Source organism: Vibrio profundi (assembly GCF_043642225.1).
In the GTDB taxonomy this organism is placed as follows: Bacteria; Pseudomonadota; Gammaproteobacteria; order Enterobacterales; family Vibrionaceae; genus Vibrio; species Vibrio profundi_A.
This window is the reverse complement of record NZ_JBHZSF010000011.1, coordinates 22502-41690: the sequence shown is the minus strand read 5'-3', so window position 1 is coordinate 41690 and position 19189 is coordinate 22502. Positions and strand designations below refer to the sequence as shown.

Below are 19189 nucleotides of genomic sequence, written 5' to 3'. Positions count from 1 at the left end.
CAGAAGACAAAAAAAAAGAGGAAAACAATTCCTCTTCTTTTCATTTAAATATGTAAGTTCAAGCAGTTACATCGATAAAATTAAAGATTTTTAACGATATCGCGGACTAAACCAGGGCCTTTATAGATAAAGCCTGAATACACTTGTACTAATTGAGCTCCAGCCATCATTTTCTCTTTAGCTGCAACATAAGAGTCAATACCACCCACACCAATAATAGGTAATTTGTCTCCAAGCTCCTCATGTAGGCGGCGCACTACTTCAGTACTTCTAGATTGAACCGGACGACCACTCAAGCCCCCCGCTTCACTTGCATGCTTCATCCCTTCTACGATACTACGATCTAATGTCGTGTTCGTCGCGATCACGCCATCGATCTTATTTTTGATCAAAGACTCGCAAATTTGGCTGATTTCATCATCACTAAGATCTGGTGCGATCTTCAGAGCTAATGGAACATACTTACTATGCTTTTCTTCGAGTTCTTTTTGTTTTGCTTTCAATTCAGATAGCAAATCATCCAGAGCTTCACCGTATTGAAGTGAACGAAGGCCAGGAGTATTTGGTGATGAAATATTAACAGCGATGTAACCAGCGTACTGATAAACCTTTTCCATACAGATTAGGTAATCTTCAGCACCCTTTTCGATTGGTGTGTCTTTGTTTTTACCAATGTTAATACCAAGGATACCGTCATAGTTAGAACGCTTAACGTTCTCTACAAGATGATCAACACCTAGGTTATTGAAACCCATTCGGTTGATGATACCTTCAGCTTCAACTAGGCGGAACAAGCGTGGCTTATCATTACCTGATTGAGGACGTGGAGTAACAGTCCCTACTTCGACAAACCCAAAACCCATTGCACCAAATGCATCGATGCACTCACCGTTTTTATCAAGGCCGGCTGCTAAACCAACTGGGTTTTTGAAAGTGAGTCCCATACATTCAACAGGTCGGTGTGGCAACTGCTGACGGTACATCAAATCGAGAGGAGTACCAGTGAAACGTTTGAAGTTTTGAATTGCAAGATCATGTGCCTTTTCGGCATCAAGTTGAAAAAAGCCAGTTCTGGCTAGACGGTAAAGCATTGTGCCTCCGAAAGAAAAAAGCCCCGTATAAACGGGGCTGTATTATTTACTCATTTGAGGAACAATTCAAATTTAATAGCATTAATTCCCGTAAAGCGACCGAGAATTTTGCAAATTCATGCACTGAACCGACTTTAAACTCATTCAAGATGCTTTCCCAACGATGCAATGAGATTGAATTACTTTCCATCCACTCATCCAACGCTTTAATAACATCGAGTTCTTCAACAGTACAACCACAGTTAAGAACCTGCCCTGTCAGTTGACGTTGTTGCCAATCTAGATCTTCTCTAAACGCAGCTCGAGCCAATGCTTGCCAGTTGTTGTCCACCGCTTGACTGTTGATTTGCTTCAAGAACCAGTGCAAAGATAGACGGTCACCTAGATTAAAGTACAACTTAGATGCTTGTTGAACCGTTTTACCCGTTTCACGAGCCACTGTGGATATATCCAGTGCTGAGTAAAGGCTAGATAAACGAGCAACATAATTAGCAAGCTTCTCACCAACGCCTTTATCAATCCATTCCTGAGCGATAACGTTATGCTCTTCTACTTCTGATAGAACTAGCATGTCATCTAACGTTTCAGTAATTTCGTGAACATCACCTTGATAAAGTTCAACAAGAGCTTTAACTGACTGCTTACCTTTACGATTTCGTAATAACCAACGAGTTAAACGGCGCATGGTACGGCGTACATGGAAAATCAAATCATACTGAGCATCAGATCCTGCGATATTGTCCAAAGCACGGATTTCTTTCAGAATATCCCCTAAACCATAGATCTCTCGCGATGCCGCATAAGCGTTTGCGATATCAACAATATCTGCACCCGTTTCTTCTTGGAGACGAGTAATGAAATTACAGCCCATTTCGTTAACCATTTGGTTAGCAAGAGACGTAGCAATAATTTCAGCACGTAGTGGATGGTTATCCATGTGCTCCAAGTAGTTACGGCGTAACTCTGTTGGGAAGTATTGTGTTAGTTGCTGTGCGTGGAACTCGTCATTAGCGATGTCATCACATACTAGATCTTCTTTTAGTACCATTTTGCCGTAAGCAACTAATACTGAAAGCTCAGGACGAGTTAATGCAAAGCCCTGCTTCTCACGTTCTAATAGTGTTTCATCATCAGGAATATACTCTAATGCACGATCCAGGTAGCCTGCTTTTTCCATTGTGTGGATGAAGCGAATCTGTTCTTTCACTAAACCAACACCTTGGTGCTCTGTTACCGATATCGATTCAGCTTGGCAATACGCATCATCAAGAACAATTTCGCCAACTTCATCTTCCATAGATTCGAGGATTTGGTTACGTTGCTTAACGGTTAGATCACCGTTAGAAACAAGGCCATTTAAGAAGATCTTAATGTTTACTTCGTTATCAGAACAGTCAACACCACCAACGTTGTCCACAAAGTCAGTGTTAACGCGGCCACCTGTTAGTGCATACTCAATACGACCCAGTTGAGTCATGCCTAAGTTACCGCCTTCACCAACAACTTTCGCTTTTAGATCTTTTCCATCAATACGAAGCACGTCATTCGCACGGTCACCTACATCAGTGTGAGTCTCTGAAGAAGCTTTAACATACGTACCGATACCGCCATTCCAAAGTAGATCCACTTCCATTGATAAGATCATTTTGATCAAATCATTTGGTGCCATGGATGCTTTCTTTGTTCCAAGCATTTTTTGAATTTCTGGTGTTAGCGCAATGGATTTTGCTCGTCTTGAGAAAATGCCACCGCCTTTAGAAATCAGTTCTTTGTTGTAATCTTCCCAGCTTGAACGTGGAAGTTTAAACAGACGATCACGCTCTTCCCAGCTGGTTGCTGAGTCAGGATTTGGATCAATGAAAATATGCAGATGGTTAAACGCTGCTTGTAAGCGGATGTGCTTAGAAAGCAGCATACCGTTACCAAATACGTCACCTGCCATATCACCTACACCAATTGCGGTAAAATCTGTGGTTTGGCAGTTAATGCCCATTTCACGGAAGTGACGCTTAACAGATTCCCAACCACCTTTTGCAGTAATACCCATCGCTTTATGGTCGTAGCCGTTAGAGCCACCTGAAGCAAACGCATCACCTAACCAGAAATTGTACTCATCCGAAACAGAGTTAGCTAAATCTGAGAATGTTGCTGTGCCCTTATCAGCCGCAACAACTAAGTACGGGTCATCTTCATCATGGCGAACAACGCTCTTAGGTGGAATTACCTCACCTTCGATGATGTTATCCGACACATCTAATAGTGCGCGGATGAAGCGTTTGTAACAACGTTGGCCTTCAGCGAAGATCTCATCTCGTCCCGTCATCGTGTGTTGACGCTTACACACAAAACCACCCTTTGCACCAACCGGTACAATCACAGTGTTTTTAACTTGTTGCGCTTTCACTAAGCCTAGGATTTCCGTACGGAAATCTTCTTGACGATCTGACCAACGTAAGCCACCACGAGCTACTTTACCGCCACGAAGGTGGACACCTTCAATGTCAGGTGCGTATACGAAAATTTCAAATGCCGGAACTGGCGCTGGAATTTCTGGGATTTCGCTAGGCTTCATTTTAAGAGCTAGCCAAGGTTTAAACTGCTTATTCGCATCAAGCTGATAGTAGTTGGTACGAAGCGTTGCTGTGATCATTTCCATATAACGACGGATAATACGATCATCATCTAAGCTTTCTACTTGATCTAACTGCTCAGTGATCTTCTTGATCAGGTCAGCCTGACCTTTTTTGCTGCCTTTGTATTTAGGATCAAAACGTTTTTCGAATAACGCAACTAGCCCTTTAGCCAAATCTGTATGTTGCGAAAGAGTCTCTTCGATATAGTGTTGGCTGAATGGGAAGCCAACTTGGCGCATGTATCTCGCATAAGCACGAAGGATTGAGATTTCACGGCCTGATAGACCAGCACCAAGAACTAAGCGGTTAAATCCATCGCTCTCTAGCTCGCCCGCCCAAATTGCGGCAAATGCTTGTTGGAACAAATCACGAGCTTCACGTAAATCGACCGTTTGTTCACTCTTATGAAGCATTGAGAAATCTAGGATCCAATAGGTACAGCCATTGGTTTTGCGAACTTCATATGGAGATTCACCAATAACACGCAAACCTAAGTTTTCTAGCATTGGCATAACGTCAGAAAGGTGAATCGGATCATCACTGTGATAGAACAACTTCAAACGTACTGCTTTGGAGTCTGCCGCCTCTTCTTGTGGACGGTAGAAAAGCATTCCTAGTTTGTTGTCTTCACATAGTTCTTCAAGACGTTCGATGTCTGCTACTGCAGAACCTGGCATCATGTCTTCTTTATATGAACGAGGGAATGCACGTAAGTATTCTTTTGAAAGAGGCAGTCCCTTACTTTCACCAAAGTTTGCGATAATTGATTCTGATAAACGATCATCCCAAGATGAAGATACTTCCATTAAGTTTTGCTCTATTGTCTTAACGTCTACGTCCATGTTGTTGTTATCAACACGTACGATGTAATGCGTTCTTGCTAGCGGGCTTTCAGAAAAGTAAGTTGTAAACTCTACTTCTTGCTCACAGCCAAAGTACTGCTTGAGAATTCTTTGTGTTTGACGACGAAGTTCTGTGTTGTAACGATCTTTTGTCACATAAACCATGCAGCTAAAGAAGCGGCCAAACGGGTCTTTACGCACAAACAAACGTAATAAGTCACGGTCTTGCATTTGTACAACACCGGTACCGACTTCTAACAAGTCTTCTTCTCGAGCTTGAAGTAATTCGTCGCGAGGGTAATTTTCTAAAATGTTGTGAAGTGCTTTATATGAGTATGAACCATCACGATAGCCACTTGCTTCTAATATACGATCTACTTTTTCACGTACCAAAGGAATGGTTTCGACCGTTTGATTATAAACCGCAGAGGTATAAAGACCTGTAAAGCGGTGCTCACCTATCACTTTTCCTTTGGAGTCAAACTTCTTAATACCAATGTAATCCGTATAAGCTGGGCGGTGAATTCGAGATGCTTTGTTACCTTTGGTCACGATCAGTACAAAAGGTTTTTTCGCTTCAAGTCTTGCTGAGTCAGAGAATTCAGACAGCTTAACGCCTCTTACTCGTTCTGGTTTCGCAAAAAGACCCAAGCCTTTGTCTTCAGTCGGGCGCAGTTCAGTGTCACCATCCACACTCACTAGGTCATACTCTTTATAACCCATGAATGTAAAGTTGTGATCACCTAGCCAACGTAGGAAAGCAAGCGTTTCATCAAATCGCTCACTGTCTACTGGAATATTCGCTTTCTGTGCTTCTACCTGGTTTGTCACTTCTTCTAAGCGTTCAACCATAAGAAGCCAATCATTAACCACAAGACCAGCATCTGTAAATATATCCAGTAGTTCAGTTTTAAGCGCTGTCATTTCTGCTTTGCTGCTTAAACGGTCTACTTCGATATGAAATAAAGATTGGAAAACACCGTCATCGTTATTAACACCAGTCACTTCACCACTTGGGGAGCGTTGAATTTGTGTTGGGTTGTGTAACATCAGGTGGGAAGAAAGGTCTAGGCGGTTTAATGCCATTTTTACTGAGTCCACAAGGAAAGGACTATCAGGTACAACAACTTCTACGATGGTATGTGTCGACTGCCACCCTTGGCGGCTTACCGTAGGGTTAAACACACGAACCGAAATGTCTTCCGGCTTCTTTTCATTAATATGGTGCCACAAGCTTACAACAGCGCCATATAAGTCAGATTCATTCCTTTGGAATAGATCGTCTTGAGAAACATTGCTAAACATGTGTTGAGCAAGTTGAGTTACTAGAGGTCGATGAGCAAGGTCAAGTTTGTCCTGAATCAGCTTGTACACTTTTTCAAGTAAAACCGGTACCACAGTTTCACGTGCGGTCATAGTCACACTCCACAATTAGAATTGTATTTTATTATAGGGGGTTTACTCAGAAAACTAGTAAAAACAGATGTTTTTTTAAGCTAACTAAGCAATGGGTAATGCATCTATTTATTGTAAAAGCATTATTGATAAATAGTTAATAAAAATAGCGGTGGTAGGAGGTGAAATGTTTGATTATGTGATTAAGATTCCTTTTAACTCTCTAGAATTCATTGGGTTCACAGAGCTTCTAACTTTATAAACTTATTATTATGGTCAGTTGTTAGTCTAAACTGCCCTTTAACGCCCATTTGTGTAAGAAAAGGTCTGAATCGAGTTGCGGGTAATTGTAAGCGGATTCCATGATCAGTAATCACTTGAACTTGGCTCGCGGCACCTGAATAATGTGAAAGGAAGTGCTGATATGTGATGTTTAAAGTGAAACGATAGTAGTTCATAAAGTTTCTCAAAAGATAAGTGGTGTACTCTCATACACCACTTTATGTTTATAGCCTTAACGCAACTATGCTTCTAGTGCCTTAGTTACTTTTTCAAACAAGTCTTTTGCTAAATTATCCATGGCTTTAAGTGCTTCAAGCTCTTTTCTCATTAGAGCCTGACGCTCTTCATCATAAAGTCTGTACTTTAACAATGGATCGATTAAACGAGACGCAACTTGTGGGTTACTGCTGTTAAGTTCTTTTAGAATCTCACCAGCAAACTCATAACCTTTACCAGACTTATCATGGAACTGAACAGGGTTTTGCGTTAAGAATGAACCAATTAGATTACGTGTGCGGTTCGGGTTTTTCAAGCTAAACGCAGGATGCTCCATCGACGCTTTGATCGTTTCAAGAACATTTGAATCTGGGTTACTGCCTTGTAACGCGAACCATTTGTCCATAACTAACCCATCGTGTTTCCACTTTTCGCTGTAATCTGCCATTAGTGATTCACGACACTCTAACTGAGCACCATTTGCCGCCGACATTGCAGCAATCGTATCAGTCATGTTGTTTGCTTGTTCATACTCAGCAACAACCAAGTCATTACCTAAGTCAGTAAAGGCTAAGTAGCTTAAACAGATCTTACGCAGAGTACGCTTGCCAATCGCATCGTGATCGACAGTGTATTGGGCTTGTACATGGCTGTGGTAAACCGCCACCAGCTCGTCCACAAGTTCTGTCGCCAATGTCATTTTCATCTGTTTCAAGACTAACGCGATAGAATCCACATCTACCTGAGTATACCAACCAGCCACTTCATTTGAATTTGGCAATGCTAGCATTTCTGCAATGAATGCAGGCTCTAATTTGTCGCTTAATAGTACGCCACGGAAAGCATCAACAACCGCATCAGACAGCTCGAATGACTCACCATTTTGAACCCTCAATACGTTGGCACGAATGTATTTTGCCAACAACATCTGCCCTGCATCCCAGCGAGCGAATTCGTTACGAGCATAAACCATCAAGAAAATAAGCTCGTCATCAGAATAGTCGTAGTTCAATTTTACAGGCGCAGAAAACTCTCTCAATAGAGATGGAACAGGCTGTTCAGTGACGTAATCAAATACAAATGTTTGCTCTGATTCAGTTACGTTGAGTACATGGTGCACCGGCTTCCCGTTACATTGTAACTCAATCACATCGCCATTGGCTTTATACAGCTCGATATCAAATGGGATATGCAAAGCTTGTTTAGTTTCTTGCTCATGAGTAGCTTCAGTTTTTTGGCTGATTGTCAGCGAGTATGTTTTTGCTTCAGCATTGTAGCTACTTTCTACATTGACAGATGGTGTACCAGACTGGCTATACCAAAGTCTGAATTGTTTCAGATCTACGCCCGATGCGTCTTCCATTGCAGCGACAAAATCTTCACAAGTAGCAGCCGTTCCATCGTGGCGTTCGAAGTAAAGTTTCATACCTTTTTGGAAACCTTCTTCACCCAGAAGTGTGTGCATCATACGAATAACTTCACTACCTTTTTCATACACGGTCAAAGTGTAGAAGTTATTCATCTCAATCACTTTCTCTGGACGAATTGGGTGAGACATTGGGCTCGCGTCTTCTGCGAACTGCGGACCTCGAATAATGCGCACGTTATTGATTCGATTAACCGCACGAGAACCTAGATCTGAAGAGAACTCTTGGTCTCTAAATACCGTTAGACCTTCTTTTAAACTTAATTGGAACCAATCGCGACAAGTAACGCGGTTACCTGTCCAGTTATGGAAGTATTCATGGCCAATCACAGCTTCGATGCCAAGGTAGTCAGTATCGGTTGCAGTTTGGTCATTGGCCAACACGAACTTAGAGTTAAAGATATTTAACCCTTTGTTCTCCATTGCTCCCATGTTAAAGAAGTCCACAGCCACAATCATGTAGATGTCTAGGTCGTACTCTAGATTGAAACGTTCTTCGTCCCATTTCATTGAGTTGATTAAGGAAACCATTGCATGGTTTGCACGATCTAAATTTCCTTGATCTACAAAGATCTCTAAGTCTACTTTGCGTCCTGACTTAGTGGTAAATTCATCGCGCAATACATCAAAATCACCCGCGACAAGTGCGAACAGGTACGCTGGTTTTGGGTGCGGGTCTTCCCATTTTACCCAGTGGCGCCCACCTTCCAAGTCGCCAGAGTCAAGTCTGTTACCATTACTCAATAAGTACGGGTATGTTTCTTTCTCAGCAATAACTGTCGTTGTGAACTTAGCTAAAACATCCGGGCGATCCATGTAGTATGTAATCCGACGGAATCCTTCCGCTTCACACTGTGTACAAAACGCACCGCCAGATTTGTATAAGCCTTCTAGAGCACTGTTCCCTTCAGGGTCAACTTCCGTCACGATTTTGAGTTCAAACTCACTTGGCAAGTTTGTTAACGTTAGCTGTGTCTCAGATTGCTCAAAGCTTCCCCAAACCTCATTGTTAACTTCTAGTGAAATTAACTTTAAGCCCTCTCCTTCTAATACTAGCGTCGAGCTTTCACCTTCTTGTTTTACACTCGATACCGCGGTAATAATTGACGCCGTATCATGCAAATCGAAGGTTAAGTCGATGTCAGAAATACTATGAGATGGAGATTGATAATCTTTACGATATTTGGCTTGTGGGGTATGCGCCATGTGTTAGTCCTTTTCGATCGTTTACTATTAATTTATTTAGCTTGTCTATATCTAAGGGCGAGGTCAACAGAAGACAAGGTTCAAAATAAAAAAACGAGGTATCTGTGGAAAATACCTCGCAAACTTGCTGTAAAATTATACTGACCCATTATGAAACACTATAAGTATGCACAAGGGCGACATATTTTGTTACTACCTTATCCTGTTTAAAACGGCATACATATCACCTTCTTCTCCCTCAAGGGTCAGAACATCGCTGTTCAAAGTGTAAGTGGTATCGTGCTCTCCATTTTCATATAAAAGAACGAGATGATTACCTTCAGTGTAATAAACACCTCGATGAACAGCCTCACCACCAACATCGTCAGATACCCGGAACATAAACACAAAATCAGGTTGTAATATCAGATCCATTTTTTGAACATTGCTGGCCAATAAATCCTCGCCGGCCAATACTTCGCTCGACCAAATTCCAGCTAGCGCATTCGGTAATGCTTTTGTAAACATAACACCGTTAAGGTTTAGCATGTTGTGATTGCTACTGTAGGCGTAGACTTGAGGCTCCGAAGAATCTAAACCCAATATGATGGTATCTTCGTTTGCTGTATATAAACCTTCCCAATGATCCACACTGTAGTCTTTCTTTTGGATATCTATTTTAAACGAGTAATTTGAATTTAAGCTAAGTTTAATAGCCAGGAAGTTTTCACTTCCTTCGTCAGGATTTTGATTAACTAAATACCAATCCCCTAGTAGTAATGGTTGGTCAAAGTAAGAAAGATCACCTTTATTCGTGCTTTCATTACTGGCTACGCCCAAACTTATGCAGGCAAGAAAAATTAACATCCATCTCATAAGCGTCACCCTCGCTTTTTCTTTAAGCTTAGGCATGGATTTTGGTTAACGCTAAAAATTTGATCTAAATCACTTAATTTTTGATGCAGCTAAAACAAAAAAAGCGAGCTTATTGCTCGCTTTTTATTTTAAAACAATATGTTACTTAGCTTTGTCTAAAAGCATATCAATCATGATAGAAACAGATTCATTTAAATATGCATCCGGAACTTCATAATCTTTAGGCACATCATCTAAGCTTGCGTACAAATCTTCCTTAGCCGCTTTCTGACGTAGGTTAATTCGTTCAAGGCGTAATACATCAGCTTCATCAGACTCTTGCTGACGAATCTTTTCACTCAGAGACAGCTTATTGTCATCTTTGTCTGCCTTGTATTTCAGGATATCATCGGCAATAAAGTTAAATTCCATGTCATTCGCGATACGTTTCTGATGCTTCTCTGTAAGAGATGCGATTTCAGCTTCATTACGCTGTAACACTTCATATTTTGCTTTATCAATACTATCCCAAGGCAGTGCGTTATCCTCAACACTCTCACCTGTATCTGCAGGTTCGATTGGTGTTGGATAGGCAATATCAGGAACTACCCCTTTGTTCTGAGTACTACCACCATTAATTCGATAGAACTTTTGAATCGTGTATTGAACATAACCCAACTCTTTATCGAACAAGTCATAGATATGATTCAAAGAACGATGTTGTTGAACCGTTCCCTTACCAAACGAGTTTTCACCCAGAACAATTGCACGACCGTAGTCTTGCATTGCCGCGGCAAAAATCTCAGATGCAGAAGCACTGTAACGATTCACTAAAACAGTCAATGGACCCTGATAACTGATTTCACCATCAGTATCACTGTTCACCTTAACTCTGCCATAGCTATCTCGAACCTGAACAACCGGCCCTTTCTCGATAAATAATCCAGATAGAGCTGTCGCTTCCGTTAGAGCACCGCCACCATTGTTTCTTAGATCAACGATAATGCCTTCTACGCCTTTTTGTTTCAGTTCGGTAATCAACTTATCTGTGTCTTTAGACAGCCCAACGTAAAAACTCGGTACTTCTAACACACCGATCTTACGGCCATCTTGTTCAATAACCTCAGACTTAACCGCTCTGTCTTCAAGGCGAATCTTATCTCGAACAATTGTGACAACGTGACTTTTTGCATCTTTACCATCAGGTAATATCTGCAGCTTAACCTTCGTCCCTTTAGGGCCTTTGATCAATTGCACTACGTCATCTAAACGCCAACCAATGACGTCGACAATTTCTTCTCCGTCTTGACCAACACCAACAATTCTATCGCCTTCACCGAGTTGCTTGCTATTTGAAGCCGGGCCACCAGCAACTAAAGAACGAATAACTGTGTAGTCATCAGTCATTTGTAAGACAGCGCCAATACCTTCAAGCGAAAGGTTCATTTCTGATTGGAACTGTTCAGCATTGCGAGGAGACAAATAGCTAGTATGCGGATCAACTTCTCGAGCGAATGCATTCATATAAAGTTGGAAAGCATCTTCATTATGCGATTGAGTAATACGCTTCATCGCATTGTTATAACGCTTTTCAAGAACTTCTTGAATTTCAAGCCACTCTTTACCCGTCAGCTTGAGGTTCAACGCGTCATACTTAACACGCTTTCTCCATAACTCATTAACTTCTTCTAAGTTCGCTGGCCATGCAGCTTCACTACGATCTAATTCGATGCTTTCATCAACATCAAATTTGATTTCATTGTCGAGAAGAGATAACGCATATTGAAAACGTTCAAACCGCTTTTGCATCGATAGGTTATAAACATCGAACGCGACTTGATTGTTACCCGATTTCAACTGCTCATCTAAGGAGATTGATCTTTCTTTGAAAGAATCAATATCAGCTTGAGTGAATATGTTGCGGTTATAATCGAGCATCTCTATGTAGCGATTGAAAATAGCTTGAGAGAAATCGTCGTTAAGATTGAAGTGTTTGTAGTGAGAACGAGTAAAACGAGAAGTAACTCGTTTGCTCGCAGTTTCGTGTTGAATTTCTGGAGCGAGGACAGGTAAGTCGTCTTTATTTAGTTTGGCTTCTAGAGCCTGAGCTGAAGCTGCTAGCCATAAGCTAGCAGCAATCAGTGTCAATTTTGAACGGCATTTCATGCGTAGGAGTATCTCCTTTATGCGCGCAAGTGCTCCGCTTTAACAACCATTTGTAGGCCGTTTGCTAGTTGAACACGTACATCTTCCTTATTGATTTCAACAATGGTCGCAGCCATGTTTCCTTTACCCATGTTCACATTTACTTCTTTGCCAGTGATGAACTCATCAGCATTTAGAGCACGTGTTTCTACAGGCTTTTCTACTTTTGGTGCTTTAGGCGCTTGACGACGAGGCTGTTGAGCTTTCTTCGCCTTAGCTTTCGCTTTGCCTTCTTCACGAGCTTTCTGAGCTTGCTCTTTACGACGAGCTTGTACTTTAGCTTTGCTTTCTGCAAGTGTCGCTTTCGCGTGTTCTACGTGTTCTTCTTCAAGTTTGCCACATGCATTACCGTCTAAATCTACACGTTCTGCATCTAGTTTAACACCATGAAGATAACGCCATGATGAAGTGTACTGTCTTAACGCTGCACGAAGTTGAGTCTTACTTACTTTTTCATCTTCACTTAGACGTTCAGCAAGATCTTGAAAAATACCAATTTTAAGTGGCTTTGCTTCACCTTCTAAAGTAAAGCATTTAGGGAAACATTCAGCAATATATGCGATAACTTCTTTGCTGTTTTTTAACTTTTCAGTGTTTTCCATGAGGGTTCCTGGTTGTTGCGGTCTTTCCGCGAGCATTAAGAAAATATTTTTTACGTATTATAGAGAGATGCAAACGAAAAACCACTCTAAGAGGTTAAATTATGCTTTGTTCGCGTGTGAATTGAGCAGCTTTTCCACTTCGAGCATCAAATTTGTTAACCCTTCTTCATCAATTTCACTAAAACGACCAACATTTGGGCTATCGATATCTAAAACACCTGCGATTTTTCCACCGATTGAAAATGGAATGACTATCTCTGAGTTACTTGCAGCATCACAAGCGATATGACCTTCGAATTCATGAACATCGTAAATACGTTGAACTGTATTCGTCGATACCGCTGTTCCGCATACCCCTCGCCCAACAGGTATACGAACACACGCAGGCTTACCTTGGAATGGACCTAATACTAATTCACCTTCTTTCATTAGATAGAATCCAGCCCAATTCAAATTGTCCAGTTCCATAAATAAAAGTGCGCTAATGTTTGCAAGATTTGCAATCAAGTCATGCTCAGATTCAATTAATGCTGCGGCCTGTTTGGTTAAGCGCTGATAATGTTCTATTTTCATATTAACTTCCGTTCAATTGAGACTTCCATTATTAAGAGATCTACGTAGAATGCGTCGCAATCAATCTAAATAGGACTTATTCTCATTATAATGACAAATGCAAATGACACTATTAGCCGTTCCTGGTTAATAACTCAAGTAAAAAAACACAAGTCCAAGCTCTTGTTTGCAAATGGTATTGCCGTACTAGCGACTTTAGTTAGTGTCCCTATCCCACTACTTATGCCTTTAATGGTTGATGAGGTTTTATTAGACCAGCCAGGTTCTGGCCTCGAGTTGATGAATCTAGTCCTTCCGGCCTCAATGCAGACTCCTACCGGCTATATCGCGCTAACATTACTTTTAGTCATATTGATGAGAACGGTTAGCCAAGGTTTCAACATCATTCAAAGCCGCCAGTTTACACTCGTATCCAAAACGATCACTTACCAAATGCGCAGCAAGATGATCGACAAGCTGGGTCGAATCAGTATTCGTCAATATGAAACAAAAGGTAGCGGCGGTATCAACGCCCACCTGATCACAGATATCGAAACCATAGACAAGTTTATTGGTTCTACTCTCGCTAAGTTTGTGATTAGCCTATTAACCGTGATTGGGACTGCTGGTGTCTTATTATGGCTAGAGTGGCGCTTAGGCCTGTTTATCCTACTCGTTAACCCAATAGTGATTTATTTCTCGCGTAAGCTCGGTGGCATGGTTAAACACCTTAAAAAAAGGGAAAACCAATCATTCGAGCGTTTTCAAAACCGCCTGGTAGAAACTCTAGATGGTATCTATCAACTGCGCGCTGCTAATAAAGAAAGAATATTCCTCGAAGAACTTAAACAACAGGCGGACCAAGTACGCCTAGATGCAGATAAGTATGCATGGCAATCAGAAGCTGCCGGGCGAGTCTCGTTCCTTCTATTTCTACTAGGATTTGAATTATTCCGCGCTGTCGCCATGCTGATGGTCCTATTTAGCGATCTGACTATCGGACAAATATTTGCCGTATTTGGTTACTTGTGGTTTATGCTTTCGCCCGTTCAAGAACTATTAGGGATTCAGTTTTCTTGGTATAGCGCTAAAGCTGCGCTTAATAGGATCAACGAACTACTGCAGTTAGAAGAAGAACACCGACCAGTTAGCAAGGTTAATCCCTTCTATGAAGGAAAAGAAGTGGATGTTTCTATTGAAAATGTTACATTCTCTTACAATATAGAAAACACTGTTTTAAATAATATTTCATTAACCATCCCAGCAGGACAAAAAGTGGCGCTTGTCGGAGCAAGTGGCGGTGGTAAATCCACTTTAATCCAGCTATTGATAGGTGTTTACCGAGCGAATGAAGGCCATATTCGTTACAATGGTGAAACGGTTGATGACATCAGTTTCGATGTTATCCGAAACCAAATTGCGGTTGTATTACAACAACCTATACTTTTTAACGATAGCTTAAGGCATAATCTCACTCTTGGAGAAGAGTACGATGAACTGTCTCTGTGGCGAGCTCTCGAAGTTGCTCAGATGCAAGATGTTATTACACAGCTAAGTGATGGTTTAGAGACGCAAATTGGACGTAACGGGATACGTTTATCAGGTGGCCAACGGCAACGTTTGGCTATTGCTCGTATGGTATTAAGTGATCCTAAATTTGTTATTCTAGATGAAGCAACCTCTGCATTAGATACTGCAACCGAAGCTGCGCTTCACAAAGCACTTGGAGAGTTCCTAAAAAATAGGACGACTTTAATCGTTGCTCATCGATTGTCCGCGGTCAAACAAGCGGATTTGATATATGTACTAGAAGATGGTCAGGTTACACAAACAGGGACGCATGGTGAATTGGTTGAACAAGAAGGGTTATATCAAACACTCTATGGTAGTGTGCAAACGCACGCCTAGGACCAAGTCATGCACCGCTCGTGATTGTAATGGGGAGGTCAAATGACCTTCCTTTCCCACTCTCCTCATGAGCAAGAGGCCACCAGAGTTAGGTTATGCCAAGGGTGTGAGCTACCCGTTGATATTGTAGAAGTTCCTAAAGGGAAATCAGCGTCCTGTCCTCGTTGCGGGACGCAACTCTATCGTGGCGGCTCTCCTAGCCTTTCTGGTAATCTAGCAATAGCGGTTACCTGTCTATTGCTCTTTATCCCTTCGCACTTTTTCGATTTCATTAGTATCCGACTAATTGGCGTTATGATCCCAGCAACTCTGCCATCAGGGATGCTCACCTTAATAGATGAAGGTTTTACTCTACTCGCTCTGTTAATCCTGTTTTGCAGTTCGATTGCCCCTTTTCTCGTTTGTTCATCGGTTCTTGTTGCTCACTTTTCACTAGCGCATCGTTTATTTGCCCCTTTTCGATATTCCCTAATACTTATTCAAGATCTAAAGCACTGGATGATGCTTGATGTTTTCCTTGTGAGTATCGCCGTATCGTGTTTTAAGCTACAGGACTATTCAGACATTTTTGTTGGCCCCGGATTGATTGGGCTTTTGTTGCTACAACTATTTAGCGTGTTGTTAGTCAGCAGAATTAGCGTGAGGCGATATTGGGAAGCATGGAAAGCTGAAAGTAGCTATGACTTTGAAATCAAAGAAGTACATTGCCAGAACTGTCACCTATCACAGCCAGAGGGGCATCGTTGTATTCGTTGCCATAAAGGTCTTCATCACAGAAAGCCTAACTCTATCCAGAAAACTTGGGCATACTTGATCGCTGCATCTGTTGCTGTTTTTCCTGCTAACATCATCCCAATTTCCATATTAATAACAAATGGTCAGCGACTCGAAGACACCATTTTTTCAGGTGTCGCCTCTCTGATAAATAGCGAAATGTATGGTATTGCCATCATTATTTTTGTCGCCAGTATTGTTGTGCCTGTCGCCAAGATCCTCGGACTCGGATACATACTACTTTGCATACATTTCAAACGAACGCTTTACCATCGACAAAGAATGACGATTTACTTCGTTGTTAAATGGGTTGGTAAATGGTCGGTTATGGACTTGTTTGTTATTTCTATAATGATGACATTAGTCGATCGTGGCCAAATTCTAAACTTCACCCCAGGCTACGGAGCCGTAGCCTTTGGTATGGTGGTTGTCTTCACCATGCTTGCAGCCGAAAGTATTGACCCAAGATTAATCTGGGATAATTACACATCTAAAGATGAGTCAATGAATGAACGATAAGAACGTAACGAATAAGTCTTACACTCCTGACATCAAAAAGAACAAAGGGGTCTCTCCCCTTTGGATTCTCCCGATTCTGACCGTGCTACTTGCTGGTTGGCTGGTGGTCAAGTCAATTCAAGATGCCGGTCAAAGAGTTCAAATCTATTTCTCTGATGCTGCAGGTTTGGTCTCGGGCAGAACCACAATCCGCTATCAAGGTTTAGAAGTGGGTATGGTACGAGATATTACACTTTCTAAAGATCTCACCAATATTTACGTAGACGCTGATATCTACCCAGAGGCTGCTAAACTACTGTCGGAGCATACACAGTTTTGGCTAGTGAAACCTACTGCAAGTCTATCAGGAATATCGGGATTGGATGCCTTGGTTTCCGGTAATTATATCGCGATACAACCTAGTGACATCGAAGGTGAACTCGAAACGGTTTTTCGTGCATTAGATAAAGCCCCTGCCGATCTGCATACCTCAAAGGGTTTAAACATTAGTCTTCAAGCAAAAGATTTAGGCGGTATTTCCATTGGTTCTCAGATCATTTACAAAAAGATCCCTATTGGAGAGGTTTATAACTACAAGCTTAATGACGATGCTAAATCCGTAACGATCCAAGCGTCAATTCAAGACGAATACAGCCATATCATTACCAATCAAAGCCGTTTTTGGAACGTGAGCGGCCTTGGAGCTAGCATCGGATTTTCAGGTGTAGACGTGCGCTTGGAAAGCCTTAGCGCCTTACTTGGCGGCTCAATCGCTGTCGATTCACCAGACGGTGGAGAGCCTGTCGATAAAGACACGAAATTCAGACTCTACCCAGATCTAAAGACTGCAGGGCGTGGTATCCCTGTCAGAATTTCAGTCCCAGACGATAACAAAATCAGTTCAACTGGTGCGCCAATCATGTATCGCGGTATCGAGATAGGACAAGTAACCGACCTCTCGTTAAGTAAAGGTCGCGAACAGATCATTGCTTCTGCGGCCATACAACCTGCATTTAGTGACCTCCTCAAATCTGGTAGTAAATTCATTTTAGAAGAAGCTAAGGTTTCGTTAACTGGCGTAGAAAACATTGCTAACTTAGTAACGGGCAATTTCTTGACCTTAGTGCCGGGAGAAGGCCAAAAGGCCCGCCATTTTAATGCGATACGTAAGCATGAATTCAACCAAGAGCAAGAGAAATCTATTGTCATCAAACTTACTTCTAACAACTCATTTGGGTTAGATGTCGGTGCAAACCTGCTCTATAAAGGGATTGTAGTAGGCTCGATAATCGACGTTGGCTTAGTCGAAAATGTTGGTAAGAGTAATGTCCAGAATGAAGTCTTCATGGATGCGCTTATCGACAATCAATACGCGCATCTTATCAGAAGTCATAACCGATTCTATGTCACTGGTAGCGCGACGGCCGAGCTTACCGAATCAGGTTTGAGTGTTACGGTACCACCCGCCAAACAGCTACTAACAGGCTCGATCAGTTTCGTAAGCGAAGGCGGCGATAAGGTCAGGAAGCAGTATCAGCTTTTCCAAAGTCAATCATTGGCCGAGCTAGCCAAGTACAATCAATCGGGGTCGCAAACGATCTCACTGTTTGCCAGTGAATTGCCGCCGATTTCAAAAGGAAGCCCACTGCTCTACCGTAACTTGCAGGTTGGTAGCGTTTCAGACTTTTACCTCACAGATGGTGGCGTAAAAATCAAAGCGACGATTGAAAATCGATACAAGCACTTAGTGACTTCTCAAACCGTCTTTTGGAACCGTTCTGGGGTTGAAGTCGACGCATCCCTATCCGGGATCAGCATTAAATCGGCGCCAATTAAGACATTAGTGCAAGGCGGTATCGCATTCGACTCATTACCTGGTATTGATAATAAAATTGGTAAACAGTGGAAGTTATATAAAGATCAAAACTCAGCGAGAAAATTTGGCCGTGCAATCAAACTCACTTCGGATGGAACGGCTGAAATAACAAAAGGCATGCCGATTAAATATCAAGGAGTAAAAGTCGGCGAAGTGACTTTAGTCGTCCCTAACTTCAAGCACGGCGGTATCGAAGTAACTGCGAGAATTCTCCCAGAGTATGTCGATGAAATCGCGATTTCAAATAGCCACTTTTGGGTTGCAGAGCCTGAGATTGGACTGAATGGCATAAAAAACATGTCAGCCATCATTTCAAAATATATTAATGTGCACCCAGGCAAAGGTGAAACACAACTTAGCTTTTCACTTAAAGACGGTCCTTTAACAAACAAAGGAAAGCGATTTACGTTACAAAGCGAAACGAGAGGTTCAGTCTCAGTGGGTACACCAATACTATACCGAGAGATAGAGGTCGGTACAGTAACTGATGTGCGTTTGGGAGAGTTTGCTGATCGCATAATTTCAACGATTGAAATTCAACCTCAATACGCTTATTTAATTCGCGCCAATAGCATTTTTTGGAATGTTTCGGGAGTTGACGTATCTATCGGGCTTTCTGGAGCCAACATCAAAGCCGGCACAGTTGATAGCCTGATTCGTGGCGGAATAACGTTCTCGACACCGGAAAAGAATGCTCTGCAGTCTATCGCCGAAGAAGACCAATCTTTTTACCTTTACCCAACTGGCGAAGATGACTGGAAAAAGTGGCGTACACCTATACCGAAACCATAGAATCTAAATACACTGGCTAAACAAAGGAAATGCAGCACTTTTGCTGCATTTTTCTTG

The 19189-nt window shown here is 41.9% G+C and carries 11 protein-coding genes; 3 read left to right on the top strand and 8 right to left on the bottom strand.

Annotated elements, in window-relative coordinates; genetic code table 11:
- Window positions 1–80 precede the first annotated feature (80 nt).
- From pyrD to ACHUFI_RS15935, 8 genes are all read right to left on the bottom strand, one after another.
- Complete coding sequence (gene pyrD, locus ACHUFI_RS15970) at window positions 81–1091, bottom strand: quinone-dependent dihydroorotate dehydrogenase (RefSeq protein WP_394250874.1); 1011 nt, start codon at window positions 1089–1091, stop codon at window positions 81–83.
- 46 nt (window positions 1092–1137) lie between these two features.
- Window positions 1138–5982 carry an NAD-glutamate dehydrogenase gene (locus ACHUFI_RS15965; protein WP_394250872.1) on the bottom strand — a complete coding sequence of 1615 codons (4845 nt, stop codon included), beginning with the start codon at window positions 5980–5982 and terminating at the stop codon, window positions 1138–1140.
- A 218-nt stretch (window positions 5983–6200) separates the two neighbouring features.
- The gene (locus tag ACHUFI_RS15960; protein ID WP_394250870.1) at window positions 6201–6419 is read right to left on the bottom strand and encodes a DUF2835 domain-containing protein; all 219 of its coding nucleotides are present in this window, start codon (window positions 6417–6419) and stop codon (window positions 6201–6203) included.
- 65 nt (window positions 6420–6484) lie between these two features.
- Window positions 6485–9091, bottom strand: a complete 2607-nt coding sequence (pepN, locus tag ACHUFI_RS15955; RefSeq protein WP_394250868.1) for an aminopeptidase N — start codon at window positions 9089–9091, stop codon at window positions 6485–6487.
- A 192-nt stretch (window positions 9092–9283) separates the two neighbouring features.
- Window positions 9284–9946 (bottom strand): hypothetical protein, encoded by a 663-nt coding sequence (locus ACHUFI_RS15950; protein ID WP_394250866.1) that lies wholly within the window; start codon window positions 9944–9946, stop codon window positions 9284–9286.
- Window positions 9947–10087: 141 nt separating this feature from the next.
- Window positions 10088–12091 (bottom strand): carboxy terminal-processing peptidase, encoded by a 2004-nt coding sequence (gene prc, locus ACHUFI_RS15945; RefSeq protein WP_394250864.1) that lies wholly within the window; start codon window positions 12089–12091, stop codon window positions 10088–10090.
- Between the two features lie 17 nt (window positions 12092–12108).
- Window positions 12109–12732, bottom strand: coding sequence for an RNA chaperone ProQ (gene proQ, locus ACHUFI_RS15940; protein WP_394250862.1), 624 nt, complete (start codon window positions 12730–12732; stop codon window positions 12109–12111).
- A gap of 99 nt (window positions 12733–12831) precedes the next feature.
- Window positions 12832–13305 (bottom strand): GAF domain-containing protein, encoded by a 474-nt coding sequence (locus ACHUFI_RS15935; protein ID WP_394250860.1) that lies wholly within the window; start codon window positions 13303–13305, stop codon window positions 12832–12834.
- Between the two features lie 90 nt (window positions 13306–13395).
- Here ACHUFI_RS15935 and ACHUFI_RS15930 point away from each other — a divergent pair, with 90 nt between their 5' ends.
- Genes ACHUFI_RS15930 through ACHUFI_RS15920 form a run of 3 tightly spaced genes read left to right on the top strand, consistent with a single transcriptional unit; the run spans window position 13396 to window position 19132 of the window.
- A complete protein-coding gene (locus ACHUFI_RS15930; RefSeq protein ID WP_394250858.1) occupies window positions 13396–15192 on the top strand; it encodes an ABC transporter ATP-binding protein in 1797 nt (598 codons plus the stop codon).
- A 42-nt stretch (window positions 15193–15234) separates the two neighbouring features.
- Window positions 15235–16485, top strand: a complete 1251-nt coding sequence (locus ACHUFI_RS15925; protein ID WP_394250856.1) for a PqiA/YebS family transporter subunit — start codon at window positions 15235–15237, stop codon at window positions 16483–16485.
- Window positions 16475–19132: an MlaD family protein gene (locus ACHUFI_RS15920; protein WP_394250854.1), complete on the top strand. Its 2658-nt coding sequence runs from the start codon at window positions 16475–16477 to the stop codon at window positions 19130–19132. The genes ACHUFI_RS15925 and ACHUFI_RS15920 overlap by 11 nt, the downstream gene beginning before the upstream one ends.
- Window positions 19133–19189: the final 57 nt, after the last annotated feature.